The sequence below is a fragment of the Salipiger sp. HF18 genome, assembly GCF_011806505.1.
GTDB classification, from domain to species: domain Bacteria; phylum Pseudomonadota; class Alphaproteobacteria; order Rhodobacterales; family Rhodobacteraceae; genus Salipiger; species Salipiger thiooxidans.
The window spans coordinates 1-13,525 of the sequence record NZ_JAATOS010000082.1; the positions used below are offsets into that span (position 1 = coordinate 1).

General features: G+C 68.1%; 16 protein-coding genes and 1 tRNA gene. 9 read left to right on the forward strand and 8 right to left on the reverse strand.

Annotated features, from left to right (window positions below):
- The coding region (locus tag HC022_RS29070; protein ID WP_167452301.1) for a porin at nucleotides 1–93 on the reverse strand (93 nt) is incomplete at its 3' end.
- A 273-nt stretch (nucleotides 94–366) separates the two neighbouring features.
- Between HC022_RS29070 and HC022_RS09815 the strand changes: the two genes are divergently transcribed.
- Nucleotides 367–888, forward strand: a complete 522-nt coding sequence (locus HC022_RS09815) for a DUF3576 domain-containing protein (RefSeq protein ID WP_167452302.1) — start codon at nucleotides 367–369, stop codon at nucleotides 886–888.
- A gap of 33 nt (nucleotides 889–921) precedes the next feature.
- Here HC022_RS09815 and HC022_RS09820 read toward each other — a convergent pair whose 3' ends face one another.
- A complete protein-coding gene (locus tag HC022_RS09820) occupies nucleotides 922–1,236 on the reverse strand; it encodes a DUF1244 domain-containing protein (protein WP_040383804.1) in 315 nt (104 codons plus the stop codon).
- A gap of 11 nt (nucleotides 1,237–1,247) precedes the next feature.
- Complete coding sequence (locus HC022_RS09825; RefSeq protein WP_167452303.1) at nucleotides 1,248–1,988, reverse strand: N-formylglutamate amidohydrolase; 741 nt, start codon at nucleotides 1,986–1,988, stop codon at nucleotides 1,248–1,250.
- A 150-nt stretch (nucleotides 1,989–2,138) separates the two neighbouring features.
- Here HC022_RS09825 and pyk point away from each other — a divergent pair, with 150 nt between their 5' ends.
- The 4 genes from pyk to rplT all read left to right on the forward strand — a co-directional run bounded on the left by pyk (nucleotide 2,139) and on the right by rplT (nucleotide 5,880).
- Nucleotides 2,139–3,584, forward strand: coding sequence for a pyruvate kinase (gene pyk / locus HC022_RS09830; RefSeq protein ID WP_008885882.1), 1,446 nt, complete (start codon nucleotides 2,139–2,141; stop codon nucleotides 3,582–3,584).
- 230 nt (nucleotides 3,585–3,814) lie between these two features.
- The gene (locus tag HC022_RS09835; protein WP_167452304.1) at nucleotides 3,815–5,146 is read left to right on the forward strand and encodes an amidohydrolase family protein; all 1,332 of its coding nucleotides are present in this window, start codon (nucleotides 3,815–3,817) and stop codon (nucleotides 5,144–5,146) included.
- A gap of 152 nt (nucleotides 5,147–5,298) precedes the next feature.
- Nucleotides 5,299–5,499, forward strand: a complete 201-nt coding sequence (rpmI, locus tag HC022_RS09840; protein ID WP_008884871.1) for a 50S ribosomal protein L35 — start codon at nucleotides 5,299–5,301, stop codon at nucleotides 5,497–5,499.
- A gap of 15 nt (nucleotides 5,500–5,514) precedes the next feature.
- Nucleotides 5,515–5,880, forward strand: coding sequence for a 50S ribosomal protein L20 (gene rplT / locus HC022_RS09845; RefSeq protein ID WP_008885543.1), 366 nt, complete (start codon nucleotides 5,515–5,517; stop codon nucleotides 5,878–5,880).
- An 85-nt stretch (nucleotides 5,881–5,965) separates the two neighbouring features.
- Here the strand turns inward: rplT and HC022_RS09850 are convergent, their stop codons facing one another.
- The 3 genes from HC022_RS09850 to HC022_RS09860 form a co-directional block, all read right to left on the reverse strand.
- Nucleotides 5,966–6,277, reverse strand: coding sequence for a DUF6525 family protein (locus HC022_RS09850; protein ID WP_368484645.1), 312 nt, complete (start codon nucleotides 6,275–6,277; stop codon nucleotides 5,966–5,968).
- Nucleotides 6,274–7,494, reverse strand: coding sequence for a zinc metallochaperone GTPase ZigA (gene zigA / locus HC022_RS09855; RefSeq protein ID WP_008885716.1), 1,221 nt, complete (start codon nucleotides 7,492–7,494; stop codon nucleotides 6,274–6,276). Before zigA ends, HC022_RS09850 begins: the two co-directional genes overlap by 4 nt.
- A 128-nt stretch (nucleotides 7,495–7,622) precedes the next feature.
- Nucleotides 7,623–7,699 (reverse strand) — tRNA-Arg (locus HC022_RS09860).
- Between the two features lie 124 nt (nucleotides 7,700–7,823).
- Here HC022_RS09860 and pheS point away from each other — a divergent pair.
- Nucleotides 7,824–8,894, forward strand: coding sequence for a phenylalanine--tRNA ligase subunit alpha (gene pheS / locus HC022_RS09865; RefSeq protein WP_089962025.1), 1,071 nt, complete (start codon nucleotides 7,824–7,826; stop codon nucleotides 8,892–8,894).
- 124 nt (nucleotides 8,895–9,018) lie between these two features.
- Nucleotides 9,019–9,303 (forward strand): YrhK family protein, encoded by a 285-nt coding sequence (locus HC022_RS09870; RefSeq protein ID WP_008884707.1) that lies wholly within the window; start codon nucleotides 9,019–9,021, stop codon nucleotides 9,301–9,303.
- A 4-nt stretch (nucleotides 9,304–9,307) separates the two neighbouring features.
- Here the strand turns inward: HC022_RS09870 and HC022_RS09875 are convergent, their stop codons facing one another.
- A complete protein-coding gene (locus HC022_RS09875; RefSeq protein ID WP_167452306.1) occupies nucleotides 9,308–10,828 on the reverse strand; it encodes a bifunctional aminoglycoside phosphotransferase/ATP-binding protein in 1,521 nt (506 codons plus the stop codon).
- Nucleotides 10,829–10,947: 119 nt separating this feature from the next.
- Here HC022_RS09875 and HC022_RS09880 point away from each other — a divergent pair, with 119 nt between their 5' ends.
- A complete protein-coding gene (locus tag HC022_RS09880) occupies nucleotides 10,948–11,280 on the forward strand; it encodes a phasin family protein (RefSeq protein ID WP_008883905.1) in 333 nt (110 codons plus the stop codon).
- Here HC022_RS09880 and HC022_RS09885 read toward each other — a convergent pair.
- Nucleotides 11,265–13,022 carry an alpha/beta hydrolase gene (locus HC022_RS09885; RefSeq protein ID WP_167452307.1) on the reverse strand — a complete coding sequence of 586 codons (1,758 nt, stop codon included), beginning with the start codon at nucleotides 13,020–13,022 and terminating at the stop codon, nucleotides 11,265–11,267. The genes HC022_RS09880 and HC022_RS09885 overlap by 16 nt on opposite strands.
- Before the next feature lie 177 nt (nucleotides 13,023–13,199).
- Between HC022_RS09885 and HC022_RS09890 the strand changes: the two genes are divergently transcribed.
- Nucleotides 13,200–13,525: TetR family transcriptional regulator (locus HC022_RS09890; protein WP_167452308.1), on the forward strand; the 326-nt coding region annotated here is incomplete at its 3' end.

Genomic DNA, 13,525 nt, shown 5'->3' on the forward strand with positions numbered 1-13,525 from the left:
ACCCATTTCGGCTTGGCCGGACAGGGTGACTTCTGCCGAGGCGATGCCTGCGGTTGCAACCAGCGCGGTGGTAGCAAACAGAATCTTTTTCATTGTTTCCCTCATGTGTTCGTAAGGCGCGTACCAATCCGGGTAGCCCGGCCTTGATGGAGGTTCTATGCGCTTTCAGAGCTCGTCATTGCAACTGGTCGCTGAGCCCCTGGCCGAACAAGGCGGGCAGAGTTGCCCAATTGCCACAACGCTTCCCGGGGGGCCATGCCTGTATCCGCCAAGGGCTTAGGGGGCATTCGGGATTGACGTCTTGTCGCGCGCCGACGTGACCGGTATGGAGTGTCAGACAAGACCGACGGGCAGGAGCTTGAGCTGATGAACAAGGTGCAAATGGCGACCGGAGTCGTGCTGACCGGCGGTGCGCTGATGCTGTCCGGATGTGCAAGCTGGTTCGACCGTCAGGGCGCTGACACGCGCAACGTGCCTCCCGGCAACGCCGCGACCTCGCAGGCGATCATCGAGCAGGAGATCTACGGAGCCGAGGGCAAACCGGATTCGACAATCTGGGATATCTTCGGCAACCGTCCCGATCCCTCCGAGATCGGTGCGGTGAACAAGTACATCTGGAATGCCTCGCTCGAGGTGCTGGATTTCCTGCCGGTGGATTCAGTGGATCCTTTCACCGGGGTCATCACCACCGGCTACGGCACGCCGCCGGGTGGCGGCCGTGCCTACCGCGCGACGATCCTCGTGACCGACCCGGCGCTCGACGCCCGCTCGCTGAACCTCGCGCTGATGACCAGCTCCGGCCCGGTCGACGCGACCACGGTGCGCGCCATCGAGGATGCGATCCTCACCCGCGCCCGCCAGCTGCGCGCGCGCGATTCCAAGCTGTAAGGCCCGGACGCTGCCGGGCCTCCGTGGCCCGGGTCAGTCCTTTTTGCCGACATTCTCCCGGAAGGCCGTCTCGAAGGCGGCCTTTTTCGCGTCGTCCGCCGGTGCCTGGTGCTCGGCCTTCCACGCGTCGTAGGGCATGCCGTAGTAGATCTCGCGCGCCTCGTCCTTGCCGATCTCGACGCCGCGCTCGGCGGCGGCTTCCTGGAACCATCGGGCCAGGCAGTTGCGGCAGAAGCCGGCGAGATTCATCAGGTCGATGTTCTGCACGTCCCTGCGGTCTTCCATCAGGTGCTGGCGCAGCCGGCGGAAGGCGGCTGCCTCAATCTCGATACGGGTCTGGTCGTCCATGGTATCCTCCGTCATTCCGGCACCTCGTCCAGCGCCGCCTCGAGCAGCGGCGCGAGCCGGGCACCCCAGTGCATCTGGGCCTGTTCGCTCTCGATCAGGTCGTTGCGCAGTTCGATCAGCGTGTTCACCCGCCCGTGCTTCAGGGCGTGGCGGTCGATCGAGTCGCCGGGCAGGTGCCCGGGGTAGGGCTCGTTGCGGCCCACGGTCAGGTCGGGCTCGGCCTCGAGCCTGGCGATCAGCGGGTCCGAGAGCCGCGCGTCCCAGGCGTGCAGGATGCCCACGTGCCACGGCCGGGTCGGGCGCCCGCGCAGCTGGCGGGTAAAGGAGTGCACGGCGACGATGGCCACGTCCTCCCCGCGTGAGGCGGCGAGCGTCTCGAGCGCGCGGTGGTAGGGGCGGTGATACGCGTCGAGCCTGCGGCCGCGTTCCTCGGCGCAGGCGTGGCGGTTTCCGGGGATCACCGAGCCGTCGTAGAGGCGCATCAGCAGCGTCGGGTCGTCCTCGCCGCGGTTGGGATCGATCACCAGCCGCGAGAAGTCCGCCCAGATCAGCGGCGAGTCGAGCGACGCCGCCAGAGCGCGCGCCAGACCGAGAGCGCCTACATCATAGGCAATGTGCCTGCGCATGTCCTCGGCAGGCAGGCCAAGGGTTCCCCCGAGATCGGGCGGCACGGTATTGCTCGCATGATCGCAGGTGACAAGGAAACGGCCGCCGCGGTCGGCGCCCTCGATGTGATATGGCGTGTAGGTCATGATTTTGTGTTGTTCCGTCACGCACACTTAGAGCAGTTGCGTGGCGAATGGAATTGGGCAATACCGTCAACCGGGCGTTAGCGGTAACTGATTGAAGATCATGTCAGGCGCGGCCGGCGCCAGGACGAAGCCGGAGCAGGGAGACGGACAATGAGACGTTTGCGCAAAGTCAAGATCGTGGCCACGCTGGGACCCTCCAGCAACACCTACGAGATGATCCGCACGCTGCACGAGGCGGGCGCCGATGTCTTCCGTCTCAACATGAGCCACGGCAGCCACGAGGACATCACCAAGCTGCACCGCGCGATCCGGCAGGTCGAGAAGGACCTCGACAGCCCCATCGCCATCCTCGCCGACCTGCAGGGGCCGAAGCTCCGCGTCGGCGAGTTCGAGAACGGCGAGGAAGAGCTGGAATGGGGCGAGACCTTCCGCCTCGATCTCGACAAGGCGCCGGGCACCAAGCGGCGGGTCTGCCTGCCGCACCCCGAGATCTTCCAGGCCATCGGCGTGGGCGCGCATCTTCTGGTGAACGACGGCAAGATCCGTCTCCGGGTCGAGGAATGCGGCAAGGATTTCGCCAACTGCGTCATCGAGGCGGGCGGGACGATCTCGAACCGCAAGGGCGTGAACGTGCCCGACGTCGTGCTGCCGCTGGCGGCGCTGTCCGAGAAGGACCGCAAGGATCTCGAGTTCGCCGCCGCGCTCGGCGTCGACTGGCTGGCGCTGAGCTTCGTGCAGCGCCCCGAGGACGTGATCGAGGCCCGCAAGCTGGCCGACGGCCGCGCCGCGATCCTGTCGAAGATCGAGAAGCCCGCCGCGGTGAAGTCCTTCGAGAAGATCCTTGAGGTCTCCGACGGCGTCATGGTCGCCCGCGGTGACCTCGGCGTCGAGCTGCCGGTGCAGAACGTCCCGCCGATCCAGAAGCGCCTGATCCGCATGTGCCGCAAGGCCGGCAAGCCGGTGATCGTCGCCACCCAGATGCTCGAGTCGATGATCGAGAGCCCGATGCCCACCCGGGCCGAAGTCTCGGACGTGGCGACCGCCATCTACGAGGGCGCCGACGCGGTGATGCTCTCGGCGGAATCCGCAGCCGGTCAGTACCCGGTCGAGGCGGTCACCACGATGAACAACGTGGCCGTGGGCGTCGAGAAGGACCCGACCTACACCGAGGTCATCGAGGCCAGCCGCAACATCGACCGTGCAAGCGTCGCCGACGGCATCGTTGCCGCCGCGCGCGAGATTGCCGAGACCGCGAACATCAAGGTGATCTGCTGCTTTACCTCCTCGGGTACCACGGTGGCCAAGGTCGCGCGCGAGCGTCCGCGGGTTCCGATCATCGCCATGACCTCGCTGCGCGGCACCGCGCGCCGCCTGTCGCTGACCTGGGGCGTGAACTGCGTGATGACCGGCGAGCTCGAGCGCTTCAAGCAGGCGGTGGTCAACGCCGCCCGCGCCGCGCGGGCGCAGGGTTATGCCGGCTCCGAGGACCAGATCGTGGTGACCGCGGGCGTGCCCTTCAACATGCCCGGCACCACCAACATCCTGCGCGTCGCGCCCTGCGACGAGCGCCTGATCTACTCCACCGACCCGGAGTGATCCCCGATCCTGCGGCCCCCCGTTCCTGCGGGGGCTCGCAGCGCCCCGAGGGCGCGTGCTGGCGGCGCCGTCCCTTCGCGTTTGACGGGCCGCCTGTGTTCCTACTTTACCCTCACACGACAGTGATGCCGGGAAAGTCACGGTCGCTCACGCCCGCGTGATCGGCCGGAACGTCGCGTGCGTCCCGCCCATTGGATCAGAGTCGCCACTTTATCCAAGGGCTCTTCCAGATGCTTCTCAGAACTGCAGCCATCGCCGGGATGTTCATCCCCGCGCTAGCCAACGCGCAGCCCCCCCAGCGCACGCTTCTCACCGGGGCCGAAGTGATCACCATGGAGGGCGGCTGGACCAACCCCCTGAGGCTCGAGATCCTCATCGAGGGGGACCGCATCGCCGCCATCGCGCCCGAGCTCAAGGCAGAGGGTGCCGAGGTTATCGACCTCAGCGGCCTGCTCATCACCCCGGGGCTGGTGGATGGGCACTCGCACATGTGGAGCGCCATCGCCCGCGGACTCGGCGACGGCAGCGCCGAAACCATGGACGCGCTGGCGGAGGTCTGGACGCCCGAAGCCTCGGCCCTTTCGGTCGAGCTGGCCGCGGCGCTCGCGGTCAACTCGGGCATCACCTGGGTCAACAACTGGGCCGACAACGTGGTCTCGCCCGAGCACGCCGATGCCGAGGTCGGGGCGATGCGCGACTCGGGCCTTGGCGGGCGGTTCAACTACGGATACCCGCACGCCGGCTCTCATGACAAGCCGATGGACCTCGACGACCTGCGCGACACGGTCTCGACCTGGGAGCACGGCCCCGTCGGCCTTGGCGTGGCTTTGCGCGGGCCCGACAGCTCGACGCCCGAGGTGCTGCAGGAAGAGATCTCCAAGGCGCGCGGGTACGGCCTGCCGGTCTCCTTCCACATGGGAGGCTCGCAGGGCGCGGCGGAGCTGCACAACGTTCAGGCGATGTCCGAGCAGGGGATGCTGGGCGCGGACGTGCAGGTGGTGCACATGACCTCGGCCCCGGCGGAGGACCTCGCGCGGCTGGCCGAGGCCGGCAGCCCGCTCATTGTCGCGCCGACGACCGAGGCTGCGATGGACTTCGGTGCGCCGGACATCGGCGCCATGCGCGAGGCCGGGCTCAACATGGGCGTGGGGGGCGGCACCACCGGGCCCGAGGGCGCGGCCGACATGTTCACCGTCATGCGCCTTGTCGCCGAGGCGGCGGACGAGACCATGGGCGAAGAGGCGATCAACGGCGCCACGGTGTTCGACTGGGCGACCCGCGCGGGCGCGCTGGCCGTTCAGGCGCCCGATGGTGTGGGCACGCTGGTCAAGGGCGGGCCTGCGGACCTCATCGCGATCTCGACCGAGGGGCTGGACGAAACCGGCAAGCTCCCCCCGGACATCGAGCTCACCCGCAAGGCCGGGCCGGACAACGTGCGCTTCGTGATGATCGGCGGAGAGATCCTCAAGGCCGATGGTGAGCTCACCAAGGTCGACCTGGAGGCCTTGACGAACGAGGCCGCAGAGATGATGAGCGAGCTGCAGGAGAAGCTGGGCGGCTGATCCCGCTACGGTTGTCGGGCAGGGCGCCCGCGCCCCGGAAACCCCCTTGCATCGGAAGGCGCCGCGGCCTATAGGGGCGCCTCCTACCGCGTGGCCGGCTCACTGTGGCATGCCGAGTCGCGCGTTCACCGCAAGACGTCAAGGAGACGGAAATGCCCAAGATGAAGACGAAGTCGAGCGCCAAGAAGCGCTTCAAGGTGACTGCGACCGGCAAGGTCATCGCGGGTCAGGCTGGCAAGCGCCACGGCATGATCAAGCGCACCACGAAGTTCATCCGCGACGCTCGCGGCACCACCACGCTGTCGGCCCCCGACGCGAAAATCGTCAAGGGCTACATGCCCTACGACCGCTGATAGGAGGCTAGACACATGGCACGAGTCAAAGGTGGTACCGTCACCCACGCCCGTCACAAGAAGGTTCTGGATCAGGCGAAAGGCTACTACGGCCGTCGCAAGAACACCTTCAAGGTTGCAGCCCAGGCCGTCGACAAGGCGAACCAGTACGCGACCCGCGACCGCAAGAACCGGAAGCGCAACTTCCGCGCCCTGTGGATCCAGCGGATCAACGCTGCTGTGCGCGCGCACGACGAAGCGCTGACCTACTCGAAGTTCATCAACGGCCTGACCAAGGCCGGGATCGAAGTGGACCGCAAGGTTCTCGCCGATCTGGCCGTGCACGAGCCCGAAGCATTCGGTGCCATCGTCGAGCAGGCCAAGGGCGCGCTGGCCGCGTAAGCGCCGCACCCCATGCAGAACTTGAAACCGCGTCCGGGCTGTCCCGGGCGCGGTTTTTTCTTGTCCGGGTGCCTGCGCCGCGGCCTCAGGCCGGATGCTCGGCGCTGATGGGGTGGCGCGTGCCCCAGATGCGCGGGGCGTCCTCGGACAGGCGCCGCCGCTCAAGGTGCGAAAGCTGCCGCCGGGCCTCGGCGGTGTCACCACCGCAGGCCCGCAGCGCCTTGCTCCAGACCCGCAGCGCGGAACCCGCCGACCAGGGCAGGGCGGCCTCGGCCAGCCAGAGCCGCAGCTCGGGCGGCAGCCGGTCATAAGCTGCCATCGGGTCGCCCGTGCGCCTGCGGCGGCGGAGCGAGCTGCGGGCATTGCTCCGCTCCGGGCCTGACCTCTCCATGCTCATGCTGCCTGCGGCGCGCGGCGCCAGGCGGGAAAGGGGTCGGGCAGGTCCTGCCATTGCTGCGGCTCGAAGCGCTCGGCGTCGCCCACCAGCGCCGCGTCCAGCGCGGCGGTGATCGCCGCCCGGTCCATCCCCGCACCGATGAAGACCAGCTCCTGCCGGCGGTCGCCGAAGGGCTCCAGCCAGTGCTGCCGCAGGTAGTCGAGCGCCTGCGGGTGGTCGGGCCAGCGCTCGGACGGGACGGTCGCCCACCACATGCCCATGGGACGGATGCTGCTCAGCGCACCGGCCAGCGAGAACTCGGCCAGCCAGTCCGGGCGGGTCGCCACCCAGAAGTGCCCCTTGGCCCGGATCACGCCCGGCAGCGGCCCGTTCAGCACGTCGTGCACGCGCTGCGGATGGAACGGCCGCCGCGCCCGGTAGACAAAGGAGGTGACGCCGTATTCCTCGGTCTCGGGCACGTGGTCCTCGAACCCGTAGAGCTCCTTGGCCCACATCGGGTGCAGGTGCGCCTTCTCGAAATCGAAGAGCCCCGTGTCGAAGATACGCTCCTGCGGGACATGGCCGTAGTCGGTCTCGAGGATCACCGCGTCCGGGTTCAGCGCGGTGACGATGAGCCGTGCCGCGTCGCGCCTGTCCGCGCCCGCGTCGGTGACCTTGTTCAGCACCACCACGTCGGCGAACTCGATCTGGTCCACCAGCAGGTCCACCAGCGTGCGGTCGTCGCCCTCGCCGAGGCTCTCGCCCCGGTCGCGGATGAAATCGTGACTCGCGTAATCCTTCAGCAGGTTCACGGTGTCGACCACGGTCACCATGGTGTCGAGCCGCGCCACGTCCGCGAGGCTCTGGCCGCGCTCGTCGCGGAAATCGAAGGTGGCGGCGACGGGCAGGGGCTCGGCGATGCCGGTGCTCTCGATCAGCAGGTAGTCGAAGCGCCGCTCCTCGGCGAGGCGCCGCACCTCCTGCAGAAGGTCGTCGCGCAGGGTGCAGCAGATGCAGCCGTTCGACATCTCGACAAGCTTCTCCTCGGTATGGCTGAGATCGGCGCCGCCGTCGCGGACGAGGTCGGCGTCGATGTTCACCTCGGACATGTCGTTGACGATCACCGCGACCCGCCGTCCGTCTCGGTTGTTCAGCACGTCATTGAGAAGCGTGGTCTTTCCGGCACCGAGAAAGCCCGACAGGACGGTGACGGGCAGGCGCGAATCCGTGGCTGGCATGGGGGGACTCCGTGAATGAGGGTGTGTAATGTTATAACGTAACTAATCATGCGACCGACGAGCGCGCAAGCTGGTTTCGACCGGCCCGCCGGGCGGTAAGCGGCGGAGCTGCGTTGCGGGAAGGGCGCTGGCGACCCGTGAAGGACTCGAACCCTCAACCTGCCGATTAGAAGTCGGCTGCTCTATCCAGTTGAGCTAACGGGCCATGCGCGCTGGTGTTCTAGCCGCTTGCCGTGTCGCGCGCAATCGCCCGCTGGGGTGTCGGTGCTTGCGTCCGGACGCCTGCGCCGATAGGTGGATGCGGCAAAGACAGATCCGAGGGTGCCAAGATGGATTCCTTGCGCGACAAGTATATCGACCTGATCGCCGCCGCCTCCGACGAGGCGACACTCGAAGAGCTGCGCGTGCAGGCCGTTGGCAAGAAGGGCGAGATCAGCCTCGAGATGCGGAGTCTCGGCAAGATGAGCCCGGAAGAGCGCCAGATCATGGGGCCGAAGCTCAACGCGCTGAAGGACGAGATCAACAGCGCGCTCGCCGCCAAGAAGGTGGCGCTGGCCGATGCGGCGCTGAACGACCGTCTCGCCGCCGAGTGGCTCGACGTGACGCTGCCCGGCCGTGGCCGCCGTCAGGGCTCGATCCATCCGGTGAGCCAGGTCTGGGAAGAATGCACCGCGATCTTCGCCGACATGGGCTTTGCCGTGGCGGAGGGCCCGCAGATCGAGCAGGACTGGTACAACTTCGACGCGCTGAACATCCCCGGCCACCACCCCGCGCGGGCCGAGATGGACACCTTCTACATGCACCGCGCCGAGGACGACGAGCGTCCGCCGCACGTGCTGCGCACCCACACCTCGCCGGTGCAGATCCGCTCGATGGAACAGCATGGCGCGCCGCTGCGCATCATCTGCCCGGGCCGCGTCTATCGCGCCGACTACGACCAGACCCACACGCCGATGTTTCACCAAGTCGAGGGCCTCGCCATCGACAAGAACATCTCGATGGCCAACCTCAAGTGGGTGCTGGAAGAGTTCTTCTCGGCCTATTTCGGCACGCAGGTGAAGACCCGCTTCCGCGCCTCGCACTTCCCGTTCACCGAGCCCTCGGCCGAGGTGGACATCCAGTGCCAGTGGAAGGACGGCTCGGTCACCGTGGGCGAGGGCGACGACTGGCTCGAGGTGCTGGGCTCGGGCATGGTGCACCCCAAGGTGCTCGAGGCCGGCGGCATCGACCCGAGCCAGTGGCAGGGCTTCGCCTTCGGCATGGGCATCGACCGCATCGCGATGCTGAAGTACGGCATCCCCGACCTGCGCGCCTTCTTCGACAGCGACCTGCGCTGGCTGCGCAACTACGGCTTCGCGGCGCTGGACGTGCCGACCATCCGGGGCGGTCTGTCGCGCTAGGATCCGGCGGCGGCGTTTGTGCGTTCAGCCCCATGGGATCGGCAGCGCGCGGGTGGTCCTTTGCAGGCATCCGGTGCAAGTTGTCGATCCGCATGACCAAGCAGACGAAGGAGCCGCCCGCGACATGAAACTCTTCAACCATGCCAACCGCGAGCGCACACCTGAGACGCGCCGCGTCTATGCCCGGTTCGAACTGGTCTACACCCTCGTGGACTTTTCCGCCGCGCTTTGTTTCACTGTGGGCTCGGTGATGTTCTTTTCCCCGGCTTGGGAAATCCCGGGGGTCTGGTTCTTCACCGTGGGCTCGCTGTTCTTCATGGCCAAGCCGACGCTCCGCCTCGTTCGCGAGGTGAAGCTCTACCGCATGGGCAAGCTCGAGCGCCTGGCAAACCGCGCCGAGGACGAGTAGCCGGTCACAGCCCCAGCGCGGTCCGGCTGTCCAGCAGCGTATCCCCGGGGGATCTGGACGCATCGATGCGGAGCCAGTGTTCCGGCACGCGGGCGTGCAGCGCCTGCCTTGCGACAACCTCCTGTGTGGCGTCCGAAGCGTCGTGGCGACGGCCCGCGACGCGGTCTTGCAGCGTGCCGGTGTCCGCCTCGAGCCAGAGCGCCGAGAACGGGACCCCGGCGCGCTGCGCCAGCGCCTCGGCATCGGCCCGTTCGGACGGGGCGAGCCAGGTGGCATCCAGCAACACGCTGCGCCCGGCGCCCAGCAGCGTTTCGGCGCGGCCCAGCAGGCGGTCATAGACCGCGCGGGTGGCGGCGGGGGTGTAGGCCCCGGGCGGCAGGTGTTCGAGCGGCGCGGCCCCGGCGAGGCGCTTGCGTTCGAGGTCGCTGCGCAGGTGCACGGCCCCGGGCGTGGGCGCGAGCAGCGGCGCGAGGTCGCGCGCCAGCGTGGTCTTGCCGGTGCCCGAGAGCCCGCCGATCGCCAGCAACCGCGGCGGGAGAGGGGCGAAGCCTGCCAGCGCGTCGTCGAGGAACTCCCGCGCCCGGGCCGCGTGTTCTGCCGCCCCGCCCGCGGCGCGCCCGGTCTGGACCTCGACCATGGCACGGATCGCGGCGCGGATGCCCATGAAGAAGGGCAGGGCGGCAAGGCCCGCATCCTCGGCCCCTCCGGCGGCGAAGAGCCACGCGTCGAGGGTGAGGCAGGCGGCGCGGTCGAGATGCCGGTGCCGCAGGTCCATCACGAGGAAGGCGAGGTCGTAGAGCACGTCGCAGGTGCCGAGCGTCTCGTCGAACTCCAGCGCGTCGAAGAGCACCGGCCGCCCACCGATGCGCACGATGTTGTTGAGGTAGAGATCGCCATGGGCGCGGCGCAGGTGGCCGTCCCCCGCACGGTCGCGCAGCAGCGGGGACAGCTGCCCGAGCAGGGGCCGGGCGGTGGCTTGGAACCGCGAGACGGGCCCGGGGCCAAGGTCCTCGGTCATGCCGGCGAAGGCGTCCTCGAGCTCGGTCACGATGGCCGCCATCAGCGCCGCTCCATCTGCATCGCGACGGGGCGCACGGGCGTGATAGGCCTGCACCTCGGTGCCGAGCGCCTCTGCCAGTGCGTCGTCGAGATCGCCGCGCTCGGCCACCGCCGAGAGTTCGTCCTCGGTTGGAAAGCGCGCCATGCGCAGCACCCATTCCACCACCTCGCCATCGCCGCCGAGCGCGAGCCCGCCATCCGCCGCGCGCACAAGCGGGACGAGGTCGCGGTAGATCTCGGGCGCGGTGGGGCGGTTCAGCTCGAGCTCGCGGGCGAGCATGTCGTGTCGCAGCGGCAGGGTCGAGAAATCGAGGTAGTCGTACCGCACCGCCCGCTTGATCTTGTAGGCGTCCGGCCCGGCGAGGAAGACGTGGGCGCCGTGGGTCTGCACGTGGCGCACCTCGGCGCCCGCGTGGTTGGCGGGGTCCGAGAGAAAGGCGATGGCCTCTGTCTGATCCTGGCTCATGGGGCACTCCTGCCCGTCGTGAATGCCATGCGGGCGGCCCCCCTTCCATGACCGTAATCAAGGGCGACTCGCCTCGCCTGTGGTACAATTCGGGATCATCGAAGGGAGGAGGCCCCAAAATGAACATGTTCACCCCGACAGGCCGGCTCAAGCCCGATGCGCAACCGGATGAATTCCGGATTCGCTGGGATCTCGAGCCCTACGCGGTGACCGCCGCGATGGACGCGTGGCTCGACCTGGGCAGCGAGATGCAGAGCTTCTACGCCGACCGCGTGCGGCAGGATGTCGAAACCCATCACCGCGCGATGCATTGCAACAACCCGTCCGAGCTGATCGGCATCCAGGCGGCGTTCTGGCAGAAGGCGGTCAAGGATTACCGCGCACATGCGGGCCGCATGGCAGAGCTGACGGCCCGCATCTGGTTCCCCGGCTCCGGTCAGCCGAAGACGTAGCGCCCCGGCGCCGGTTCGAGGGCGGGCAGCGTCTCCGCAAGCGCGGGGCGCGTGCCGGTGGAGCGTCCGTCGAGCCATTTCGTCCATTCCGGCCACCACGATCCCTCGACCGGGTCGTGGTGCGCGAGCCAGTGCTCCGCCTCTTCGGCGTGGCCGGTCACGGCACCGATGCGGTACTGCCGCCGGGGATGGCCGGGCTCTGAGACGATGCCGGCGTTGTGGCCGCCGCTGGTCAGCAGGAAGGTGTTCTCGCCGTCGGCGAAGCGGTTGATCTTCCACACCGATTTCCACGGCGCAACGTGGTCCTTCTCGGTGCCCACGGCAAAGACCGGGATTTCGATATCCTCGAGAGACACGGTGCTGCCGCCGACCTTGTAGCGGCCAAGCGCCAGCAGGTTGTCGAGGAAGAGGTCGCGCAGGTAGTCGGAGTGCATCCGCGCCGGCATGCGCGTCGCGTCGGCGTTCCACGCCATCAGGTCGTTCATGCCGCCGCGCTCGCCCAGCAGATAGTCGTGGATGGTGCGCGACCAGATCAGGTCGTTCGAACGCAGCATCTGGAAGGCCCCGGCCATCTGGTTGGAGCCGAGATAGCCCTGCTCGGCCATGATGTCCTCGAGGAAGGCGACCTGGCTGTCGTCGATGAAGAGCGTGATCTCTCCGGCTTCGGTGAAATCCACCTGCGCCGCGAGCAGCGTCATGCTCGCCAGCCGGTCGTCGCCGTCCCGCGCCATGCTGGCCGCGGCAATGGAGAGCAGCGTGCCGCCAAGGCAGTAGCCCGCCGCGTGCACCTTCTGGTCCGGCACCGCGCGGCGGATGACGTCGAGCGCCTCGAGCACGCCCAGCCGGACGTAATCCTCCATCGACAGGTCCGCCTCGTCGGCGCCCGGGTTCAGCCACGAAACCATGTAGACCTCGAACCCCTGCTCCACGAGGTAGCGCACCATGGAGTTATGGGCCGAAAGGTCGAGGATGTAGTATTTCATGATCCACGCCGGCACGATCAGCAGCGGCTCGGCCTTCACCGTCTCGGTCACCGGGCGATAGCGGATCAGCTCCATCAGGCGGTTGCGGTGGATCACCTCGCCGGGCGTCACGGCGAGGTTGCGCCCGACCTCGTAGCTGCCGGTGTCCGGCGGGGCGTCCTCGGCGTAGCGGGCGAAATCCTCGAGCAGGTTGTGGAGGCCGCGCACGAGGTTGGCGCCGCGTTCTGCCTTGGTCCGCTCAAGCACCACCGGGTTGGTCAGTGCGAAGTTCGACGGCGCCATCATGTCGAGCGTCTGGCGCGCCGCGAAATTGGTCATTTGCTCGTGGCGCGGGGCGACTCCGGGCACGCCGGTGGTCGCGGCGTTCCACCAGTCCTCGGTCAGCAGGAAGAGCTGGGCGTAAAGGTTGAACGGGTACTGCCGCCAGTCCGGGCTGCGGAAGCGGCGGTCGGCGGCCATCTCGGCGCAGCCCTGGCCCTCGGGCGCGAGGGCGCAGCTTGCGCCGGCCTGCAGCGCGCGGGCGGCGTTGGCGACGGCCTTCTCGTGCAGTTCGGCCTGTTTTGCAGGGGATCCGGCGAGGTGGACGGCCCAGTCGTACCACGCGGTTGCGAGGGCCATGGGCGACAGGCCCCCGGTCAGGCTGCCGAGGGTGGCGTGGAAGGCGCGGTCGATGGTGTCGTGCCTGTGGGGCTCGACAGTTGCGACAGTTGCGACCGGGGCCTGGGTGTCTTCGGGGGTGGGGTTTCCGGCGTGTCTCATGGCTCCTCCATTCGCGCCCCGGGTCTGACACGTTTCCCGGGGGATCACTTTGACCGAACGCAAGCCGCGCGGGTGACGTGGCGTCCTGTGCGATCGATAGCACGCCCGGATGACGGTCTCGAGTCCGCAAGAAATCGCCCCGGTTGAATTCAATCAAACGATTGATTAAAGAAAGGCATGACCCAGAAAGCCCTCCCGCCCGAATCGGGCAATTCCGCCGAGACCACCCGCGCCAATCTCATCGACGCGGGGTTCGAGCTTTTCGGGGCCGAGGGTTATGCCGCGACCAGCACCCGGCGGCTGGCCGAGCGGGCAGGCACCAATGTCGCCTCCATCGCCTATCACTTCGGCGGCAAGGCCGGGCTGCACGAGGCCTGCGCCCGCGCCGCGGCCGAGCGCATCGCGCAGGCGGTAGGTGTGCCGCGCGACCACGAGGGGCTGAGCCCCGAGGCTGCCGTCGCGTGCCTCGAACGGACATTGAGGGGGCTGGTGGGGATGCTGGT

Bases quoted from the DNA above. Each gene is read 5' to 3' on its own strand.
- HC022_RS09835 (WP_167452304.1), top strand. From the start codon at position 3,815: ATGCTTCTCAGAACTGCAGCCATCGCCGGGATGTTCATCCCCGCGCTA.
- HC022_RS09820 (WP_040383804.1), bottom strand. From the start codon at position 1,236: ATGGACGACCAGACCCGTATCGAGATTGAGGCAGCCGCCTTCCGCCGG.
- pheS (WP_089962025.1), top strand. From the start codon at position 7,824: ATGGATTCCTTGCGCGACAAGTATATCGACCTGATCGCCGCCGCCTCC.
- rpmI (WP_008884871.1), top strand. From the start codon at position 5,299: ATGCCCAAGATGAAGACGAAGTCGAGCGCCAAGAAGCGCTTCAAGGTG.
- HC022_RS09850 (WP_368484645.1), bottom strand. From the start codon at position 6,277: ATGAGCATGGAGAGGTCAGGCCCGGAGCGGAGCAATGCCCGCAGCTCG.
- pyk (WP_008885882.1), top strand. From the start codon at position 2,139: ATGAGACGTTTGCGCAAAGTCAAGATCGTGGCCACGCTGGGACCCTCC.
- HC022_RS09815 (WP_167452302.1), top strand. From the start codon at position 367: ATGAACAAGGTGCAAATGGCGACCGGAGTCGTGCTGACCGGCGGTGCG.
- zigA (WP_008885716.1), bottom strand. From the start codon at position 7,494: ATGCCAGCCACGGATTCGCGCCTGCCCGTCACCGTCCTGTCGGGCTTT.
- HC022_RS09875 (WP_167452306.1), bottom strand. From the start codon at position 10,828: ATGAGCCAGGATCAGACAGAGGCCATCGCCTTTCTCTCGGACCCCGCC.
- rplT (WP_008885543.1), top strand. From the start codon at position 5,515: ATGGCACGAGTCAAAGGTGGTACCGTCACCCACGCCCGTCACAAGAAG.
- HC022_RS09885 (WP_167452307.1), bottom strand. From the start codon at position 13,022: ATGAGACACGCCGGAAACCCCACCCCCGAAGACACCCAGGCCCCGGTC.
- HC022_RS09825 (WP_167452303.1), bottom strand. From the start codon at position 1,988: ATGACCTACACGCCATATCACATCGAGGGCGCCGACCGCGGCGGCCGT.
- HC022_RS09870 (WP_008884707.1), top strand. From the start codon at position 9,019: ATGAAACTCTTCAACCATGCCAACCGCGAGCGCACACCTGAGACGCGC.
- HC022_RS09880 (WP_008883905.1), top strand. From the start codon at position 10,948: ATGAACATGTTCACCCCGACAGGCCGGCTCAAGCCCGATGCGCAACCG.